Below are 19,297 nucleotides of genomic sequence, written 5' to 3' on the forward strand. Positions count from 1 at the left end.
AGCATATCGCTGCCCTTTTTTAGTTTTATACCCTTCGCGAATAATTTTTTCACCTTCGCTATAGTCAAAGCAAAAAAACTATTCGCGAAGAGTATATATACTTAATAACTGTCGGATTTGGATAGAAAGACCATGAAGGTAGATACAGTTATTCTGGCTGCAGGCCAAGGTACACGCATGAAGTCAAACCTACCCAAGGTACTTCATGAAATTGCCAAAAAACCTATGCTGGCCCATGTGATAGAAGCAGCTCAACAAGCAGTCACTGAGAGTGAAACGCATGTAGTGATTGGCCATGGTAGTGAGCAAGTTAAATCAACACTAAGCAACTATCCAGTCAGTTGGGTATTACAGGAGCAGCAACTTGGCACCGGCCATGCTGTCCACCAAGCGATAGAACATGTTGCTAGCTCTGACCTGGTGCTGATTTTATACGGCGATGTGCCGTTACTTAAACAAGAAACAATACAGCAACTGATCAATGCAGCACAGCAAACAGGCTTTGCCTTATTAACAGTTACTCTTGCAGATGCAACCGGCTATGGTCGTATTGTACGCAACAGTGAAGAGAAAATTACGGCTATTGTTGAGCATAAAGATGCCTCCTCAGAGCAGCTGGCAATTAACGAAATAAACACGGGCATCATGGCGGTCAACTCTGAAAAACTACAACGGTGGTTGCCTAAATTATCTAATGACAATGCTCAAGGTGAGTATTACTTGACCGATATTGTCGCCATGGCTGTGGCGGATGGAATGACTATTACTGCCGTCCACCCGACTTGCGAGCAGGAAGTGGAAGGGGTGAACAATAAAGTACAACTCGCCAAACTAGAGCGTTGGTATCAGCAACAACTAGCAGAAGCATTGATGATAGCAGGCGCAACCTTAAGAGACCCTAATCGTGTTGATATCCGTGGTGAAGTGACCGTTGGCAAAGATGTCATCATTGACGTTAATGCAGTATTCGAAGGTAACGTAACACTTAGCGACAATGTCACCATTGAACCCAACTGTATTCTAAAAGACTGCCAGATTGGCTCAAATACAATAGTAAAGGCCAACTCCATCATCGAAGATTCTGTCGTACACGACAATTGCGATATCGGCCCCTTTGCTCGGCTTAGACCAGGAACAGAGCTAGCCGAAAAAGCGAAAGTCGGTAACTTTGTAGAAACTAAAAAAACCACCATTGGTGCTGGTAGTAAAGTGAATCACCTTAGCTATGTAGGTGACGCAGAAGTTGGGGCTGGCGTTAATATTGGTGCAGGCACGATCACCTGCAATTACGATGGTGCTAACAAATTTAAAACCACGATTGAAGACAACGTGTTTATTGGCTCCAATACCTCACTGGTAGCACCTGTCACAGTTAGCCAAGGTGCTACAACTGGCGCAGGATCGACCATCACCAAAAATGTGCCAGCGAATGAGTTAGCAATCGGTAGAGCCCGCCAAACGAACTTAGGGGGATGGCAGCGGCCCACCAAAAAATCTTAGTCTTCGTGAATTACCTTTACCCCTTTCGCGACACCCTCATAGGGGAGAAGGGACTTGGTTCGGTATACTTTCACGACTGGCTATACAGTAAGCAGATTATTTTGTTGGTAGGAAAGAGTTTAAATTAAAGGAACTCAACTATGTGTGGAATTGTTGGTGCAGTAGCGCAACGTGATGTAGCAGATATATTGGTGGAAGGCTTACGCCGCTTAGAGTACCGTGGTTATGACTCTGCTGGTGTTGCAATAATTGACAATGAAAGCCAACTAAAACGAATTCGGCGGTTAGGTAAAGTAGCAGAGCTGGCTGATGCTTTAAGTTTGGAGCCTTTAACTGGTGGCACCGGTATTGCCCATACTCGTTGGGCAACCCATGGAGAGCCGAGTGAACGTAACGCCCACCCCCACTTTTCAGGTGATGATATTGCTGTTGTTCACAACGGTATTATTGAAAATCATGAAATTTTAAGAAACTACCTGGTACAAAGTGGTTACGAGTTTACATCAGATACAGATACTGAAGTCATTGCCCACTTGATTCATCATGAACTGAAATCAAACGGTAATTTACTGGATGCCGTCAAAAGAGCCGTTCATCAATTGGATGGTGCCTACGGCATGATGGTAATCGACCGTCGCGACCCAAGTCGTGCAATTGCTGCTCGTTCTGGTAGCCCATTAGTGATTGGTTTAGGTATTGGTGAAAACTTTGTTGCTTCAGACCAGCTGGCATTATTACCTGTTACTCGTCGTTTTATGTTTTTAGAAGAAGGCGATGTGGTTGAAATCTCTCGCCAATCCGTTCAAGTATATAACGCCAAAGGCGATAAAGTAGAACGAGAAATTTCTGAAAGCTCAGTTGAACATGATGCCGGCGATAAAGGTAAATACCGCCATTTCATGTTAAAAGAAATTCATGAACAACCGGATGCCATTAATAACACTCTTGAAGGGCGGTTAAACGAAAAACAAATCATCGAAGAAAGTTTTGGCCCCAATGCCAAAGAGTTATTTAGTAAAACAGAAGCTGTACAAATTATTGCCTGTGGAACCAGCTATCATGCAGGAATGGTAGCTCGCTACTGGTTTGAAGAAATTGCTGGTATTCAATGTAATATCGAAATTGCTTCAGAATTCCGCTACCGCAAATCGTTTGTGCCGAAAAACTGCTTGTTTGTCACTATTTCCCAGTCAGGTGAAACCGCAGATACTTTAGCCGCACTACGTTTAGCCAAAGAAACAGGCTATATGGCTTCTCTTTCTATTTGCAACGTACCTGGCTCTTCATTAGTTAGAGAATCCGACCTGTCCTTCATGACTAGAGCGGGCGCTGAAATTGGTGTTGCATCAACGAAAGCTTTTACAACACAGCTCGTCGCATTATTAATGCTAGTTACTTCTATAGCTAAACAAAAAGGCTTGTCAAAAGAGCAAGAAGCCGAAATAGTTAAAGCCTTAAAAGAAGTCCCTAATAAGATTAACCATGTTTTGCAGCTGAGTAATGACATCGAGCACTTGGCTGAAGAATTCAGCGAAAAACACCACAGTTTATTCCTAGGTCGCGGCAACCAATACCCAATTGCTATGGAAGGAGCATTAAAATTAAAAGAAATCTCCTACATTCATGCAGAAGCCTATGCAGCAGGTGAATTAAAACACGGTCCATTAGCATTAATTGATACTGATATGCCCGTGGTAGTCGTAGCACCTAATAATGAATTATTGGAAAAATTAAAATCCAATATGGAAGAAGTCCGCGCCCGCGGTGGACTACTTTACGTATTTGCCGACACCCACACTAAGCTATCAAATTCTGAAGGCGTAAAAGTGATGCATTTGGAAGACGTCCCCGAAGTCATCGCCCCCATCATCTACACCGTTCCTTTGCAACTACTGTCTTATTATGTAGCAATTATTAAAGGAACTGATGTGGATCAACCAAGGAATTTGGCGAAGTCGGTGACTGTCGAATAATTTTGCTACCTGCCAACGAGTTTTTTGTCGGTAAACAAATAAGTATGTTACTGAAGAAAAGGCCTGGGTATGCTGTGTTAAACAGCTTCCGGCCTTTTTTTATGGGTAAAAACTCCATACCCGCACCGTTAAAGCCAGCTCTTTGGTATTTCCCCAAGGGTTTGGCCATTCTTCGCAGAATATAGATTGATGTCATCAGCTTGCCTTCAAATCAGTAGCTTTAAACTGATATTAATCCATCAAAGCCCAAAAAATAGCAGCACTGCAGTCAATCGTTGATTGAGTTCATAAAGTCTTCAGCTTGAGCCAAGACCATCTTTACTACTTTTGCCTTATAGTACATTGACTGTCAATACTTATCTTGTAGCATAACTGTCATTTTGACTAGTCACCTAAACAGGCACTCTATAGGATTAACCTAGACCAGCCGTAGTATCAAGGAAATGAACATGGTAAATCAAAGCCCAGAACAAAAAGCCCGCGATAAAATTGATAGCCTACTTGAAAAGGCTGGTTGGGTAGTGCAGGACAAAAAGAAAATTAACCTTTCCACGTCATTGGGTGTAGCAGTACGTGAATACCAGACCAATATTGGCCCTGCTGACTATGTATTGTTTGTTGATAAACAGGCTGTAGGTGTTATTGAGGCTAAACCAGCAACCTGGGGCGAGAAGATTACTACCGTAGAAGAGCAGTCTCAAGGCTATGCTAAAGCGGCTTTGAAATGGGTAAATAACAGCACACCGCTGTCATTTGTGTATGAAAGCACTGGCGTGATTACTCGGTTTACTAATGGTTTAGACCCATCTCCTCGTTCTCGTGAAGTATTCAACTTTCATCGACCAGAAACCTTAGCCGGCTGGCTACAGGCTTCAAACAGCTTTAGAGGTCGTTTGCAGGATTTGCCGCCTCTCAACACAGATGGATTGCGAGATTGTCAAATTAATGCAATTACCAACCTGGAAAAATCGCTGCAGCAAGATAAACCTCGTGCATTGATACAAATGGCCACAGGTTCTGGTAAAACGTTTACCGCCATTACGGCAAGCTATCGCCTACTAAAAGAGCCTGTGAGAGCAAACCGCATTTTGTTTTTAGTGGATACCAAAAACCTAGGAGAGCAGGCTGAACAGGAATTTATGCGTTTTACTCCCAATGATGACAACCGTAAGTTCACCGAGCTCTATACCGTTCAGCGCTTGAAAAGCCAATATATTGCCAAAGATGCGCAAGTATACATCAGCACCATACAACGGATGTATTCTATTTTAAAAGATGAACCACTTGATGAAAAGCAGGAAGAACAAAACCCTGCCGAGCAAATAACAAAACCCAAAATCCCCTTGCCGGTAGTTTACAACGCAAAAATTCCACCCGAATTTTTTGATGTCATTATCATCGATGAGTGTCATCGCTCTATCTACAACTTATGGCGACAGGTAGTGGAATATTTTGATGCCTATTTAGTGGGATTAACCGCCACCCCCGATAATCGAACTTATGGTTTTTTCCGTAAAAATATCGTCAGTGAATATGATCATGAAAAAGCCGTAGCTGATGGTGTTAACGTGGGTAACGAAGTCTTTGTGATAGAAACAGAGAAAACCAAACAAGGCGGTAAGATCGAGGCAAAGCAACAAGTAGAGAAGCGCGAGCGTTTAACCCGACATAAGCGTTGGGAAACCCAGGATGAAGACGAAGCCTACAGTGCAAAACAACTTGACCGCGACATTGTCAATCCAGATCAAATTCGCACTGTTATTCGTGCCTTCAAAGACGCATTGCCAACTATTTTTCCTGGTCGCTATTTTGAAGGGAAATTTGAAATACCGAAGACCCTCATTTTCGCTAAAACCGACAGCCATGCTGACGACATTATTCAAACCATGCGGGAAGAGTTTGGTGAGAGCAACCAATTTTGTAAAAAGGTGACCTATCGAGTTAAAAAAAACAAACAGGATACAGACGGCAATATCATTGAGAAAGGGGAAGACCCCAAGTCCGTGTTAGCACAATTCCGTAATGACTATCATCCCCGTGTTGCAGTCACCGTGGATATGATTGCAACCGGTACTGATGTGAAAGCACTGGAGTGTCTGCTGTTTCTGCGGGATGTTAAAAGCAAAAATTACTTTGAGCAGATGAAAGGCCGCGGCACCCGTACGCTGGATAAAGACAACCTGCAGAAAGTCACCCCCTCTGCACAAAGCGCCAAAACCCACTATGTGATTGTGGATGCCATTGGCGTCACCAAGTCAGTAAAAACTCCCAGCCGACCATTGATTACCAAACCCAGCGTACCGATAAAAGATCTCGCTATGGGGGTGATGATGGGAGCTAGTGATAGCGACACCGTTTCATCACTTGCTGGGCGCTTAGCCCGTTTGGATAAGCAACTAGACGACAAACAACGTGCACGACTGGCTGAAAAAGCAGGCGGTACGCCATTGTTGACAATTGTTGGTCAGCTCTTTAATGCCATTGACGGTGATCTTGTGGAACAAAAAGCACTAGAGATTGCTGGCCAACCCGTAGGTACTGACCCAGGTAATGCTGCTCGCGAACAAGCCCAAAAAGAGTTGGTGAGCCAAGTGGCAAATATTTTTAATGGTGAATTGATTGAACTGATTGACAGTATTCGCCGAGATGTCGAGCAAACCATTGTTCATGATGATTTAGACACCGTATTAAAAGCCGAATGGGCAGGGGAAACCACTGAAAATGCAAATGCCTTAACTCAAGAGTTTGCTGACTATTTACAGGAGCAAGCTGATGAAATCGATGCGCTAACCATCTACTTCAAAACCCCGGCTCGACGTAGCGAAGTCACATACCCCCAAATTAAAACGCTGCTGGAAAAAATAAAACAAGATCGACCTAAATTGGCACCACTCCGTATCTGGCAAGCCTATGCCCATTTAGATAATTATCAAGGTGAAAACCCTTTAACTGAATTGACTGCACTGGTAGGGTTAGTCCGCCGTGTTTGCGGTATCGACACAGAAATCAACACCTTTAGCGGCACGGTAAGAAAAAACTTTCAGGAATGGGTTATGAAGTATCACGCTGGCGATAGCACCAAATTTAATGAACAGCAAATGGCTTGGTTGCATTTAATTCGCGACCATATTGCCAGCTCTTTTCATTTCGAGCGCGATGACCTGGAAATGGCACCTTTTGATGCTCAAGGCGGCTTGGGTCGTATGGTTCAGTTATTTGGTGATCGGATGGACTGGGTAATTGATGAGTTAAATCGGGAATTGGTGGCGTAATGGCATTAGGTTTAACACCACAAGAAATTGTTGATAAAAAAGAATATCAGCTGCTTACGAAAGCCAGTCACTGGGAACGTGTGTCACTATCAGATGTTGCAAGTGTACAAAATGGATTCGCATTTAAATCAAAGTATTTTGATCGCTACTTAGGGATACCTTTGATAAGGATTAGGGATATTACAAAAGATTGTACTGAACATCGATACACAGGTGAATATGAGGCCAGTTTTGTTGTACAAAAAGGCGATATTTTAATAGGGATGGATGGTGACTTTACAGCTGCTAGATGGCAAGGACCAGATGCATTATTAAATCAACGTGTATGCAGAGTTTCGCTTACAACCTATCATTTTGATGAAAAGTTTTTCTTTATCTGTTTGCAGCCTTACTTGAAGGCAATTAATGCTGAAACTTCATCTGTAACAGTAAAACATTTATCTTCTAAGTCAGTTGGTGACATTCCATTACCACTTCCCTCCCTAAACGAACAAAAACGCATCGTTGCTAAAATCGAAGAACTCTTTTCCGAACTGGATAACGGCATTGCAGCCCTTAAAACGGCCCGTGAACAACTTAAAGTTTACCGGCAGGCGGTGCTTAAACATACCTTTGAAGGCAAGCTTACTGCCAAATGGCGCGAGGAAAATAAAGATAAATTAGAAACACCGGAACAGCTCTTAGCTCGAATCCAACAAGAGCGTGAAGCCCGTTATCAACAGCAGATGGATGATTGGAAACAGGCAGTAAAAGAGTGGGAAGAAAATGGTAAGGAAGGGAAAAAACCGGGGAAGCCAAGGACACTCTCATTTCCTGAGCTACCATGTGTTGATGACTTAGATGTGTCTAACATCCCAAATGAATGGTTTTGGATTCATCCTGGGCACTTAGTTTCCCCCGAGCCTTATTCAATAGGGATTGGCCCCTTTGGGAGTAATCTAAAAGTTGTAGATTATCGAGAGTCTGGCGTGCCTCTAATATTCGTAAGAAATATTACGAGGAAAAACTATGTTGATGATCTTAAATATGTTGATTTTGAAAAAGCTGCTGAGCTTCACGCCCACCAAGTCCACCCATTGGACTTAGTGATAACGAAGATGGGAGATCCTCCTGGAGATTGTGATATTTACCCTGAAACTGAGCCAACAGCCGTGTTAACAGCAGATTGCCTCAAGTTTCGTGTCTTCGAGGACTATGCAGATAGGTATTTTTACAAACACTGTATTAACTCTAATTTCATTAAAAAACAGCTTGGCTTAATTACTAAAGGTGTTGCTCAAAAAAAAATAAGCGTCGATAGATTTAAGACTTTGGTTCTTCCATATCCTCCATTTGAAGAACAAAGGGTTATTGCTGGCTTGATTGAGCGTGCTTTTGAGACAATTGAAAAAACTGAAAAAGATATTGAGTCACAACTATTGAAAGCCGAAACCCTACGCCAATCCATCCTAAAAAAAGCATTCTCCGGTCAACTGGTCCCCCAAGACCCAAACGACGAACCCGCCAGAGAATTACTAGCACGTATCAAAGCGGAAAAAGGAGCGGAACAGGAAAAGGCCAAAAACACCAAGAAAAAGCCCGCAGTAAAGCGCACTAGAAAAGGCAGCAAAAAAGTCGAAGGGGCTGCTGTATGATGCCTAAGCTGCCAATTAATATTGATGACCTGCTTTATCAACGTACCGTTGAAAGCGAGCGTATTGAATATAAAGAAGGCTGGAACCCTGAATCGATTCTCCATACCCTCTGTGCCTTTGCTAATGATTTTCATAACCTCGGTGGTGGTTATGTGCTAATTGGGGTGGCTGAAGAAAATGGTCAGCCCCAAAAAATATCTAAAGAGCGCCCGCCTGCTGGCCTATTACCAGAACAAATTGATGCTATTCAAAAAGAGCTTCTCAATTTAGGGCACTCAGCAATTGCACCTCACTATCACCCTTTAACTGCAACCTATGAAATTCAGGGTAAAACTATTTTGGTGTTGTGGGCGCCGGGCGGTGAGTCACGTCCTTATAAAGCAAAAACGAGTTTAAGTAACAAAAAGTCCGACTGGGCTTATTACCTACGCAAACACACCAGCACAGTAAAAGCGCTTGGTGACGATGAACGGGAACTGATGAGCCTGGCAGCATCCGTACCTTTTGATGACCGTTATCGGCAAACCGCTAACCTGAGTGACTTATCTCCACACTTGGTGCGTGAGTTTCTGGCCGAAGTGGGCAGCGAATTGGCGCGCTCCGCAGTAGATATGCCTATTGAGCAACTGGCGAAACGTATGAACCTGGCTGGTGGTCCACCCGAAGCTTTATTCCCCAAAAATGTAGGTTTATTGTTTTTTAATGAGCAACCTGAGCAATTTTTCCCTGCTACTCAAATAGATGTTGTTTACTTTCCCGAAGGTGCAGGTGGCGACCGCTTTGAAGAAAAAGAGTTTCGAGGCCCACTTGGTCGCATTACCCGCGATGCACTGAGCTTTATTGAGCGCAACTACCTGAAAGAAAGGGTCGTTAAGCATGCCGATAAACCTGAAGCAGAACGTTTTTGGAACTTCCCTTTAGCTGCAGTTGAAGAAGCTGTGGTGAACGCGGTTTATCATCGCTCTTACGAAATTCGTGAACCTATTGAGGTTAGAATTACCTCAGATGAGTTAATGGTGTTGAGCTTTCCAGGACCAGACAGGTCAATACAACTTGATGCGCTTAGAGCAGGAAAAGCGGTAAGTCGTCGCTATCGTAACCGACGAATTGGTGAGTTTTTAAAAGAGCTGGACTTAACCGAAGGTCGCTCCACTGGCATTCCCAAAATTTTGCGGGTTATAACGCAGAATGGCTCTCCAACACCTTCATTTGAAACTGACGAAGACCGTAGTTATTTCCTAATTCGACTGCCTGTACATGCTGGTTTTATTGGGAGCGAACAAGTCATTGAAGTTACCCCGGAAGTTACCCCGGAAGTTACCCCGGAAGTTACCCCGGAAGTTCGTTTATGTCGCGCACTAGCTGGTGAAATGAGCCGTTTTGAGTTGCAGTCTGCAATGAGGCTGAAAGATGCTGAACACTTCCGAAAAGCCTTTCTATTGCCAGCTATTGAGGCAGGGTATATCGCTATGACAGTGCCAGAAAAGCCTCGTAGCAGTAAGCAACGTTATTATCTGACAGCAGAAGGCAAAGCCCTGCTTGAGTCTTTGGAGAATTCATAATGAATACAGCTTCGATTATCTCCCGTGTGTGGAGCTTTTGTACCACACTGCGTGATGACGGCGTAGGCTATGGTGATTACTTGGAGCAGCTTACTTATCTCATCTTCCTCAAAATGGCAGATGAGTATGCTAAGCCCCCATACAATCGTGATGTTGGTATTCCCAAAAAATACCAGTGGCAAACTCTCGCCAGCAAAAAAGGTGCAGAGTTGGAAGTGCATTATGTTGAGCTTCTGCGGGCACTAGGAAAAAAGAAAGGGATGTTGGGGCAGATTTTCACCAAAGCACAAAACAAAATTCAGGACCCAGCCAAGCTTTCTCGATTAATTGACATGATCGATGGTACCCAATGGGTAATGATGGGCGCTGACGTAAAAGGCGACATTTATGAAGGCTTATTGGAAAAGAATGCAGAAGATACTAAATCCGGTGCGGGCCAATACTTTACACCACGGTCATTAATTCGAGCCATCGTAGAATGCGTTCGCCCTGAGCCAGGAAAAACCATTGCTGACCCCTCCTGCGGTACAGGTGGATTTTTTCTAGCAGCGTATGACTTTTTAACAAATACTGAAAACTATCATCTCGACAAAAGCCAGAAGTTATTTCTAAAGCACAATACTTTCCATGGTAATGAAATTGTAGCCAACACTCGTCGTCTATGCCTAATGAATATGTTCCTACATAACATTGGTGAGATTGACGGCGAAAGTTTAATTTCACCTAACGATGCACTAATTGCAGCAAGTTCAACTAATGTGGATTATGTGTTAGCGAATCCCCCCTTTGGTAAGAAAAGCTCGATGAGCTTTACCAATGAAGAAGGTGAACAGGAGTCGGAAGAACTTACCTATAACCGCCAAGATTTTTGGGCTACAACTTCTAATAAACAGCTGAACTTTGTCCAGCATATTCGCAGTATGCTTAAAACCACAGGAAAAGCTGCCATTGTTGTACCAGATAATGTGCTATTTGAAGGGGGAGCAGGAGAAACGATTCGTAAAAAGCTGCTGGAAAATACCACCCTACATACCATTTTGCGTTTACCTACCGGCATTTTCTATGCTAACGGTGTAAAGGCGAACGTACTGTTTTTTGACAACCAACCAGCCAGCCCAAAAGCGTGGACGAAAAATGTTTGGTTTTATGATTACCGCACTAATATTCACCATACTCTCAAAAAGAAACCCATGCGTTTTGAGGACCTTACAGACTTTATTAAATGTTATAACCCTACAAACCCCAGCCGCCGTAGACAAACCTGGCACCCAGAAAAAAATCCTGAGGGGCGTTGGCGCAAATACAGCTACGAAGAGCTGATTGCCCGCGATAAAACCAGCTTAGATATTTTCTGGTTGAAAGACAAAAGCCTAACAGATCTTGATAATCTACCTGAGCCAGATGACTTGGCAGAAGAAATTATCGAAAATCTGGAAGCTGGATTAAACAGTTTTAGGGAAGTGCTAAACGGGTTAAACACTAACTAACTTATTTTCACAATTTTATATTGCTAACCAGCTACCACAGGGTGCAATGATATGACTCGGCTCAATCAATACGAATATTCTGCTTTACCCCTTTTAGATACTCTAAATCTATTAACTGTTGATGATTTAAAAAATCTCTTGAATTTATTACCGGTTAAAAATATACCAACTAGGAAAGGTGATCTGGTAACACTAGTTAAGCAGTACTTACAAGGCGAGCAATTAAAAAAACTTTGGAGCCAGTTAGACCACTTGCAACAGACAGCAGTGAGCGAAACACTTTATACCTATGGTGCCTTCAAGCCTGCTCAGTTTGCAGCCAAATATGGTGGTTTGCCAACATTTGATACTGAAGGCAAAAATAAATGGGGCTACAGTAGTAGTATACCTACGTTACTTCGGTTGTTTATTTATAGTGATGCCCGTTATAGTAACTATGCAACCATAATACCCGCAGAGTTAGAGCAAGAGTTACGTCAATTTGTACCTAAACCTGAGGCAACAACGCTTAAAAGCCAAAATGAATTACCAGAGTCATATAGCTACGAACAAAAAGACTACGAACTTGCTGATGATGACGAAGGTATTACCATTGTTACTAGAAAATCTGTTTATCAAATGCCTACCAAACAGCCAAAGGTGCATACCTCGGTTGTTGAGATTCCACTTATCCAGTGTCACACGGAAAAAGCAGCGACCCAAGATATTCAAACTTTATTACGTTTGACTAGCCAGGGTAAACTGAGTGTGAGTAATAAAACCTTTTTGCCTTCTAAAGCAACAACAAAAGCCATTACTAATGTACTTCGAGAAGGTGATTTTTTTAACTGGCAAGATCCAGAAGAAGCATTTGCAAATGATATAGGCCCTATTAAATCATTAGCTTGGCCTTTAATGTTACAAGCATCTAAATTGACTGAATTACAAGGTGGCAAATTAGCATTAACAAAGTCAGGACAAAAAGCCTTAACTTCATCTCCTGCTGACACGCTAAAACTGATTTGGAGCCGTTGGCTTAAATCTAAGCTGACAGATGAATTTAATCGAATTAATGCAATTAAAGGTCAAAAAGGGAAAGGTAAGCGCTCAATGACAGCAGTCAGTGAGCGTCGTTCTGTTATCGTAGAAGTTCTGCGACAGTGCCCAGTAAATGAATGGGTTGCATTTGACGATTTTTCTCGTTTTATGCAAGCATTAAATTATAACTTTGAAGTGATTCGTGATCCCTGGCATTTATATATAGAAGACCCTAATTACGGTAACCTAGCACACGGTGGTTATCATGATTGGCACATCCTTCAAGGGCGTTATATTTTATGCTTTTTATTTGAATACGCTGCAACACTGGGCTTAATAGATGTTGCCTATATCAGTCCCCAGGATGTCCAAAGCGATTATAGTAAGCTTTGGGGAGCCGATGACCTAGATTATTTAAGCCGCTATGATGGATTGATATATTTTCGACTTAATCCATTAGGCGCCTACTGCCTTGGACTGACTGCCACCTATGAGCAAAGTCAGGCTGAAGGAGGAGTAAAACTGACCGTTTTACCTAATTTGCAGGTAACAACAGCCGAAAAACTGTCAACTGATCAAGCATTATTGCTAGAAACCTATGCAGAAAAATTATCAGACCAACAATGGCGACTTAGCCAAGAAAAAATGCTTGCAGCAGTTGAAAGTGGTCATAAGCTTGCTGAATTAAAAACATTTCTAACAAAAGGTGATGATCAACCGCTGCCAGAAACCGTTGAAGGGCTTATTGCTAAAGTTGAACGTCAGGCACAATCCCTCACTTTAAAAGGACCAGCCATACTAATTGAGTGTGCCGATGCCAAAATAGCCAATGCTGTTGCTCAACATAAGCACACCCAAAAACTTTGTATGCTTGCTGGTGAACATCACCTGGTAGTTAAATCAGGCGCAGAAGAGGCTTTTAAAAAAGCGCTTCGTAAATTGGGTTATGGAATGACTTGTGATTAAAAAAATAATATTAGATAACCGTCTTAGCATTTCTTTATAAAGCATTAGCCATCAATATTTATTTAGCAACATAACCATAATATTTTTAATAATAAATTTGTAAGATAAGTGGTTGCACGCTCGGGAAAAGGCATATATACCCAATGCGAAGGGTTTTTAGGTGAGGCCAGTGACGAAGCCCCATGAGCCTATATTAATAGGTGATTGGGGTGAGGAACGACTGATAACAAAACCTAAAAATGATTCGCGACGGGTATACCACACTCACTATACTGCTACTCAACATAAAAGGTGAACTTAAAAGCGACTTTTAACTTATTGTCAATAAGCTTTCCGGATAGCTTATTTTAATCAATTTTTATAAAACTCATCCTGTACTCGTTTACAATATCCCACCAGGTTATCAAAACGACGTGCGATTTTATTAAAGTCATTATCGATTTCAACTAAAATACACTCAGCTAAAAATGCATAGGCACTAGCATCCAGCGAACAAGGTTTATCACCTAGAAAATAGGATTTTTCACCTAGCATGGCTGATAAGCTTGCTAACGAGTGTGAGTATATTTGCTGAATTTCATCGTTTGAGTGTCTTCCTAACCCCTGTTTGTTTAACGATTTTTTAACACCACTACGAAGAATTGATGGCAATATTTGTTTAAGAGGAAATGGCATTGAACTAAAAAAAGCTTTCTTAAGAATTGGCCATGTGTCCTCACACATCCAGCGAGAATAGACGATACACCAGTAAAAATTTTCATCTAATGATTTTGACACCAAATGCGCTATTGCTTTTTGTTCATCGGATAACCATTGATCTAGTGTTGACTGATATTTTTTCCCTAAATACTCAATAATAAAGTAAGAGTCGCCAACCACCTTTCCATCATCTTCGATAAAGGGAAGTTTGCCTTTGGGTGCTTTTTTCAAGTTTTCTATGCTTGATACTGTCTCAAATTTAATACCAGACATTCTTAAGTAAGCATCCACTTTTAATACAAACGGGCTTGGATCTACTACCCCAAACCCACTTCCAAAACCATATAACTTCACCATTTGCCAAGTCCCCCTACATTTTCCATAGAACATTCATTAATGATAAAACTATAGGTCACTACTACTGACAGCAATGTGTCAGCAGCTTTTTATTTTAGTCAGTAAGCTGTCACAACCAGAAACATTGATCAGCACTAAGGCTTCTAGTCACACACCTCCAGATTGAACCACTCTGTTTAGCCAAGTAGATGTATTACAATGCACAGCCAAATGATTAATTTTTATCCAAAAAGAATGAGGGGTAGCTTGCTGACAATACTCTACTAAGCAGAAAGCTACTTGCTGAAGGACATAAATACAGTCTTGTAGATTTGCAAAATCAAAACCTCTAGAATGCGTTTGCCAGAAAATACTAATGGTATAGATGCTTCATTTGCCCTAGGTAAGTCAGTGTCTAAAAAGGAGGTCGCTTTTCAGAAAGTATGGGTTAAGTGAGTTATCTGGAAAGCTTTACAATCTGTGTGAAAGGTAAGTACCAATTACTATCAGTATAGCTGAGAAAATATATAAGAGAATTCTGCATGCAAGAGCAAGTGTTATCAAGAAATGAGTTATTTAACTTAAGAAATATATTAGTTTTTGTGATCCCTTCTTTATTAGGGATTTTGTTGTTTATGACACCTGTGGCTTACCAGGATGGCCTTACCATCCCTGTTGCGATTCTAGCAAAAAGTATAAAAGCTGCGCTTGGTGATAATGCTACTTTATTGATTACTTGCTTGGTGGCTTTATCTGCCATTATCAGTCTTATCACTAAAACATTAAAACCTGCTCTAATTACCCGTAACCCTTTTTTAAATGCATTATTTAATGAATCTTGGTTTTGGCTCGCCATGCGTTTCTTGGGGGCTGTTTTTATTATTCTTGTTTTCTTAAAAACAGGCTCCGACATATTGTATAGTGATGCTACGGGAGGGTTGGTATTAAATGATTTACTGCCAACACTGTTATCCGTCTTTATATTTGCAGGGTTATTGCTACCATTATTAGTCAACTTTGGGCTGCTTGAATTATTAGGCACCTTGTTGACTGTAATAATGAAGCCTCTTTTCAAGTTACCTGGTCGCTCAGCAATCGACTGTATGACTTCATGGTTGGGCGATGGCACCGTTGGTATTTTATTAACCAACCAACAGTATGAAAACCGTCATTATACCCAGCGTGAAGCGACGGTTATTGCCACAACGTTTTCTGCTGTTTCGATTTCTTTTAGTTTAATTGTGATTGCTCAAGTTAAGCTAGAGCACCTGTTTTTGCATTTTTATTTAACTGTATGTTTAGCAGGCTTCGTTGCAGCAGTGATTGTTCCTCGCTTACCGCCATTATGCTGGAAAAAAGACCACTATATTGATGGTAGTGAAAAGGACAAAAATGAAGCCATAGTACCAGAAGGCTATACCCTGATCTCTTGGGGCTTTGAACAAGCTTTACAAAAAGCTAATTCCATTACCAGCTTCAAAAAAGTATTCATAGATGGCTTCAATAATGTTATTAGCTTAGTGTTTGGCTTATTACCCGTAATAATGGCTGTAGGCACATTAGCGTTAGTTGTTGCTGAACATACGCCAGTATTCGAATGGTTAGGAAAACCGTTTCTGCCTTATTTAGAGCTACTACAAATACCTGAAGCAGTGGCAGCTTCTAAAACAATAGTGGTTGGTTTTGCCGATATGTTTATTCCATCAATACTTGCCGCTTCCATTGAAAGCGAAATGACTCGGTTTGTTATTGCAGCAATGTCTGTCACTCAATTGATATATCTGTCTGAAGTGGGTGCATTGTTATTGGCTAGCCGTATTCCTGTTTCTTTATGGGAATTATTTATCGTGTTCTTGTTAAGAACCCTGGTAACACTGCCTGTCATTGCAGGGGTGGCTCACCTTATTTTCTAAAATGAGTACATGCAAGCTTGAGGTATCAGTGTTTTGAGCTATTGCTTGGTGGCGATGGCATCAAAACCTGTTCCTTGGCGAGGTCTGGCTCACCGCACCGCTCAAGCATAACTGCCCGTACTGCATCTCGCAGCCTTACACTCGCAGCAAAATCGCTTCCATCAGGCATCACCGGCTCAGCAATCTCAACAGTGATGCTGCAACGATGTGGAAACCATTGGCCATCACGTAAAATAGAGCGTGTGCCGCCTATTGTAATAGGTACAACAGGCAAATTTTCCTGAGCTGCAACATGGAAAGCACCCAGATGGAAAGCTAACAAACCAGGCATTCTAGTCAGAGTACCTTCTGGAAAAGAAATTATACGTTCTCCTGCCCGTGCAGCCTGGCATTGTCGCTTGGTATCTTCCACGCCGCCAGCCGCTTCTGTTCGATGGGCGAATAACACCCCCAGCCGACGGAGAAAGGGGCCTGAGAAAGCCTGTTTCGACAGCTCTGCTTTAGCAACAAAAGTAATCTCTCCTGAGATAGTCGCTGATATAACAAGCGAGTCCAGATAGCTTGAGTGGTTGGCAACCAAGATCACCCTTTCTTTAGGAATAGCTCTTTCTGTTTTGAGCCTAAGTCGTATACCTACCAAGCAGAAAAAAAGTCGAGCCATCGTATGAACCACGAAGTGCCGCCAGCGCCGTACGGGCAAGGCCATAACCAGCCCCCACACAACGGCAACAGCCAAACCAAGCACAAGCCACCAATAGCCTGCATATAACAACGCCCACACATGTTGCCCGCTACGCCGAGCCCGCTTCCCTAAGCCAGAAACAACCAGAGCAAACAGCTGTAGCCACAACCACTTTGGCTTTGCTCTCAATACTCCTGTTTCATACAGTTCTTTTGTAGCAGCACGGCGGATCTTACCGCTTGATGTTTTTGGTATCGTGCGAGGTGGGACCAGCTCGACTACATCCAGTGATACGTCGAGTAATGCAGCACAAGCTTCATTGATTGCCTGGCGTAGTTCAGCAAGTGCTGTTTCATCTGTAAAGTGTGTTTCAACTACCAACACCAACTGTTCCGTACCTGAGCGAGGATCGGCACTTGCCACTGCAGCAACACATCCCTTACGTACTCCTTCCAGCTGGCCAACTGCTTCTTCAATCTCATGGGGGTAAATATTGCGGCCAGCTTTAATAATGATGTCCTTGACCCGGCCAGTAACATACACATCTCCCTGAACCATGTATGCCAAATCACCACTTTCCAGCCAGTCACCAGATAAAAGTGCTGAGGTTTTTGCTTGGTTTCTAAAGTATCCAGTAGTGGCTGAAGGACCTTTAAACTGCAATCGCCCCTGCACTCGATCAGGCAACTCAGCACCTGAATCATCAACTATGCGTATCTGGTGCCCGGCTAAAGGCCGTCCGCAAGCCACAATGCTAATAACACTTGAGTCTTCTGATGCTGCTTGTACTGCAATGCCTCGATGAGTAAGTGCAGTCCGTTCGATATAATCTACAATCGGTATTCGCTTCAAAGGAGGGAAGGCCAGTCCAACTGAGTTTTCAGCAAGTCCATAAACCGGCATCATCACTTCTGGACGAAACCCGTAGGGAGCAAAGCGTTTACTAAAGCGGTCAATTGTTGCTGCACTGACAGGCTCCGCACCGTTAAGCATAATTCGCAAAGAACTGAGATCCAGCCCCTCCATATCCTCACCCTGCATACTTTTACAGCACAGTTCAAAAGCAAAGTTTGGTGCTACTGACAAAGTACCCCGGTGAAGGGAGATGGTATGCAGCCAGCGGGATGGTTTTGCCAAAAAGGCGAGGGGGGACATAATCACAGCCAGGGCTCCTAAATACAATGAACCCAGCCAAGCCCCTATCAGCCCCATATCGTGGTACAGAGGCAGCCAGCTCACAAAAACATCTGTTGAGCTAGCCTCCAATGCATCCCCCATAGCACGGATATTGGCCAATAGATTAGCATGGGTGAGCACCACACCCTTTGGGTCTCCTGTGCTGCCAGATGTATATTGGATCAGAGCCGTTGCCTTCGTGTTAACAAGTATCGGTACATCGAGACAACCTTTATCAGTCAAACCATCAACGGTGCTGATGTGCTGAAGGCTTGCTACCAACCCAAAAAGCAATGTGCCTACCCCGCGCAATTCATTATCAACAATAAGGATAGTTGCCTCTGCATTGGCTAAAATGCTTGCCTGACGACGCAAATGGTCTTCAACTTGCGACTTTTTAAAGGGTGGATAAAGTGGCACAGGCACACCACCGGCATATAGAATGCCAAAGAACGACTCGAAAAACTCAGGCTGGGTTGCAAGCATCATAGCAACCCGGCTTCCTGGCTCTAAACCGTGCTCTACTAACCCTTTCGCAATTTTGAGTGCAGCCTTATGTAGTGCACCATAGGTTAAACTTTGCTCTAGTGCTTCACTTTGCCAAATTTTCAGGTGAGGGCGCTGTGGGTGGGTAGTTGCATGAAAGCAGAGGACATCAAGAAGTGTTGTTGCAGTTATTGGTTCATTAATCTGCGGCAGACTGATGGGTATTTCATCTCTGCTCCACCTTCTTGTACCTGGCGTGGCCATTTTAAGTGCGGCCAGCATATCCTGCAGGGAACTTGCGCTGCTGAGTAGCTCATCTGGCAAGTGCACCTTAAAAGCCCGGTCAAGCCTCAAAATCAACTCAGCCCTTCCCAAACTATCGAGGCCCAAGTCTCGATCCAGGTCGCAGTCTAATGTGACATGTTGCAAACGTCCCTGATGGGGGTGCAGCTCTTCTACTAATTCACCAGCAATTCGCAGCAATGCTGGTGCTAAATTATCATCTGTACCGTCATGCAATTCATGTCTTTCGGTTTCAAACTCACCAGTCATTCTGAAAGTGTAATAGGTCTTTCAATGCAACGCGAAAGCTTG

The 19,297-nt window shown here is 42.9% G+C and carries 10 protein-coding genes; 8 read left to right on the forward strand and 2 right to left on the reverse strand.

From position 1 onward, the window contains the following. The first annotated feature begins 132 nt into the window (after positions 1-132). The 7 genes from glmU to OQE68_RS11310 all read left to right on the forward strand — a co-directional run bounded on the left by glmU (position 133) and on the right by OQE68_RS11310 (position 13,411). Positions 133-1,500 carry a bifunctional UDP-N-acetylglucosamine diphosphorylase/glucosamine-1-phosphate N-acetyltransferase GlmU gene (gene glmU / locus OQE68_RS11280; RefSeq protein WP_180566650.1) on the forward strand — a complete coding sequence of 456 codons (1,368 nt, stop codon included), beginning with the start codon at positions 133-135 and terminating at the stop codon, positions 1,498-1,500. A 140-nt stretch (positions 1,501-1,640) separates the two neighbouring features. Next, complete coding sequence (gene glmS, locus OQE68_RS11285) at positions 1,641-3,473, forward strand: glutamine--fructose-6-phosphate transaminase (isomerizing) (RefSeq protein WP_180566651.1); 1,833 nt, start codon at positions 1,641-1,643, stop codon at positions 3,471-3,473. A 449-nt stretch (positions 3,474-3,922) separates the two neighbouring features. After that, entirely contained in the window at positions 3,923-6,745 is a 2,823-nt protein-coding gene (locus OQE68_RS11290) for a type I restriction endonuclease subunit R (protein WP_219339889.1), read from the forward strand. Next, complete coding sequence (locus OQE68_RS11295) at positions 6,745-8,379, forward strand: restriction endonuclease subunit S (protein ID WP_180566653.1); 1,635 nt, start codon at positions 6,745-6,747, stop codon at positions 8,377-8,379. Before OQE68_RS11290 ends, OQE68_RS11295 begins: the two co-directional genes overlap by 1 nt. Next, positions 8,376-9,941 (forward strand): RNA/DNA-binding domain-containing protein, encoded by a 1,566-nt coding sequence (locus OQE68_RS11300; RefSeq protein ID WP_180566654.1) that lies wholly within the window; start codon positions 8,376-8,378, stop codon positions 9,939-9,941. The genes OQE68_RS11295 and OQE68_RS11300 overlap by 4 nt, the downstream gene beginning before the upstream one ends. Beyond that, entirely contained in the window at positions 9,941-11,428 is a 1,488-nt protein-coding gene (locus OQE68_RS11305) for a class I SAM-dependent DNA methyltransferase (protein WP_180566655.1), read from the forward strand. Before OQE68_RS11300 ends, OQE68_RS11305 begins: the two co-directional genes overlap by 1 nt. A 51-nt stretch (positions 11,429-11,479) precedes the next feature. Next, positions 11,480-13,411, forward strand: coding sequence for a helicase-associated domain-containing protein (locus tag OQE68_RS11310; RefSeq protein ID WP_180566656.1), 1,932 nt, complete (start codon positions 11,480-11,482; stop codon positions 13,409-13,411). 351 nt (positions 13,412-13,762) lie between these two features. On the opposite strand, the gene OQE68_RS11315 is transcribed toward OQE68_RS11310, so the two are convergent. Beyond that, positions 13,763-14,467, reverse strand: a complete 705-nt coding sequence (locus OQE68_RS11315; RefSeq protein WP_180566657.1) for a glutathione S-transferase family protein — start codon at positions 14,465-14,467, stop codon at positions 13,763-13,765. A gap of 521 nt (positions 14,468-14,988) precedes the next feature. Here OQE68_RS11315 and OQE68_RS11320 point away from each other — a divergent pair. Further along, a complete protein-coding gene (locus tag OQE68_RS11320) occupies positions 14,989-16,359 on the forward strand; it encodes a YjiH family protein (RefSeq protein WP_219339890.1) in 1,371 nt (456 codons plus the stop codon). Positions 16,360-16,384: 25 nt separating this feature from the next. Here OQE68_RS11320 and OQE68_RS11325 read toward each other — a convergent pair whose 3' ends face one another. Next, positions 16,385-19,255: an AMP-binding protein gene (locus OQE68_RS11325; RefSeq protein WP_180566658.1), complete on the reverse strand. Its 2,871-nt coding sequence runs from the start codon at positions 19,253-19,255 to the stop codon at positions 16,385-16,387. Positions 19,256-19,297 lie beyond the last annotated feature (42 nt).

Source organism: Spartinivicinus marinus (assembly GCF_026309355.1).
Taxonomy (GTDB): Bacteria; Pseudomonadota; Gammaproteobacteria; order Pseudomonadales; family Zooshikellaceae; genus Spartinivicinus; species Spartinivicinus marinus.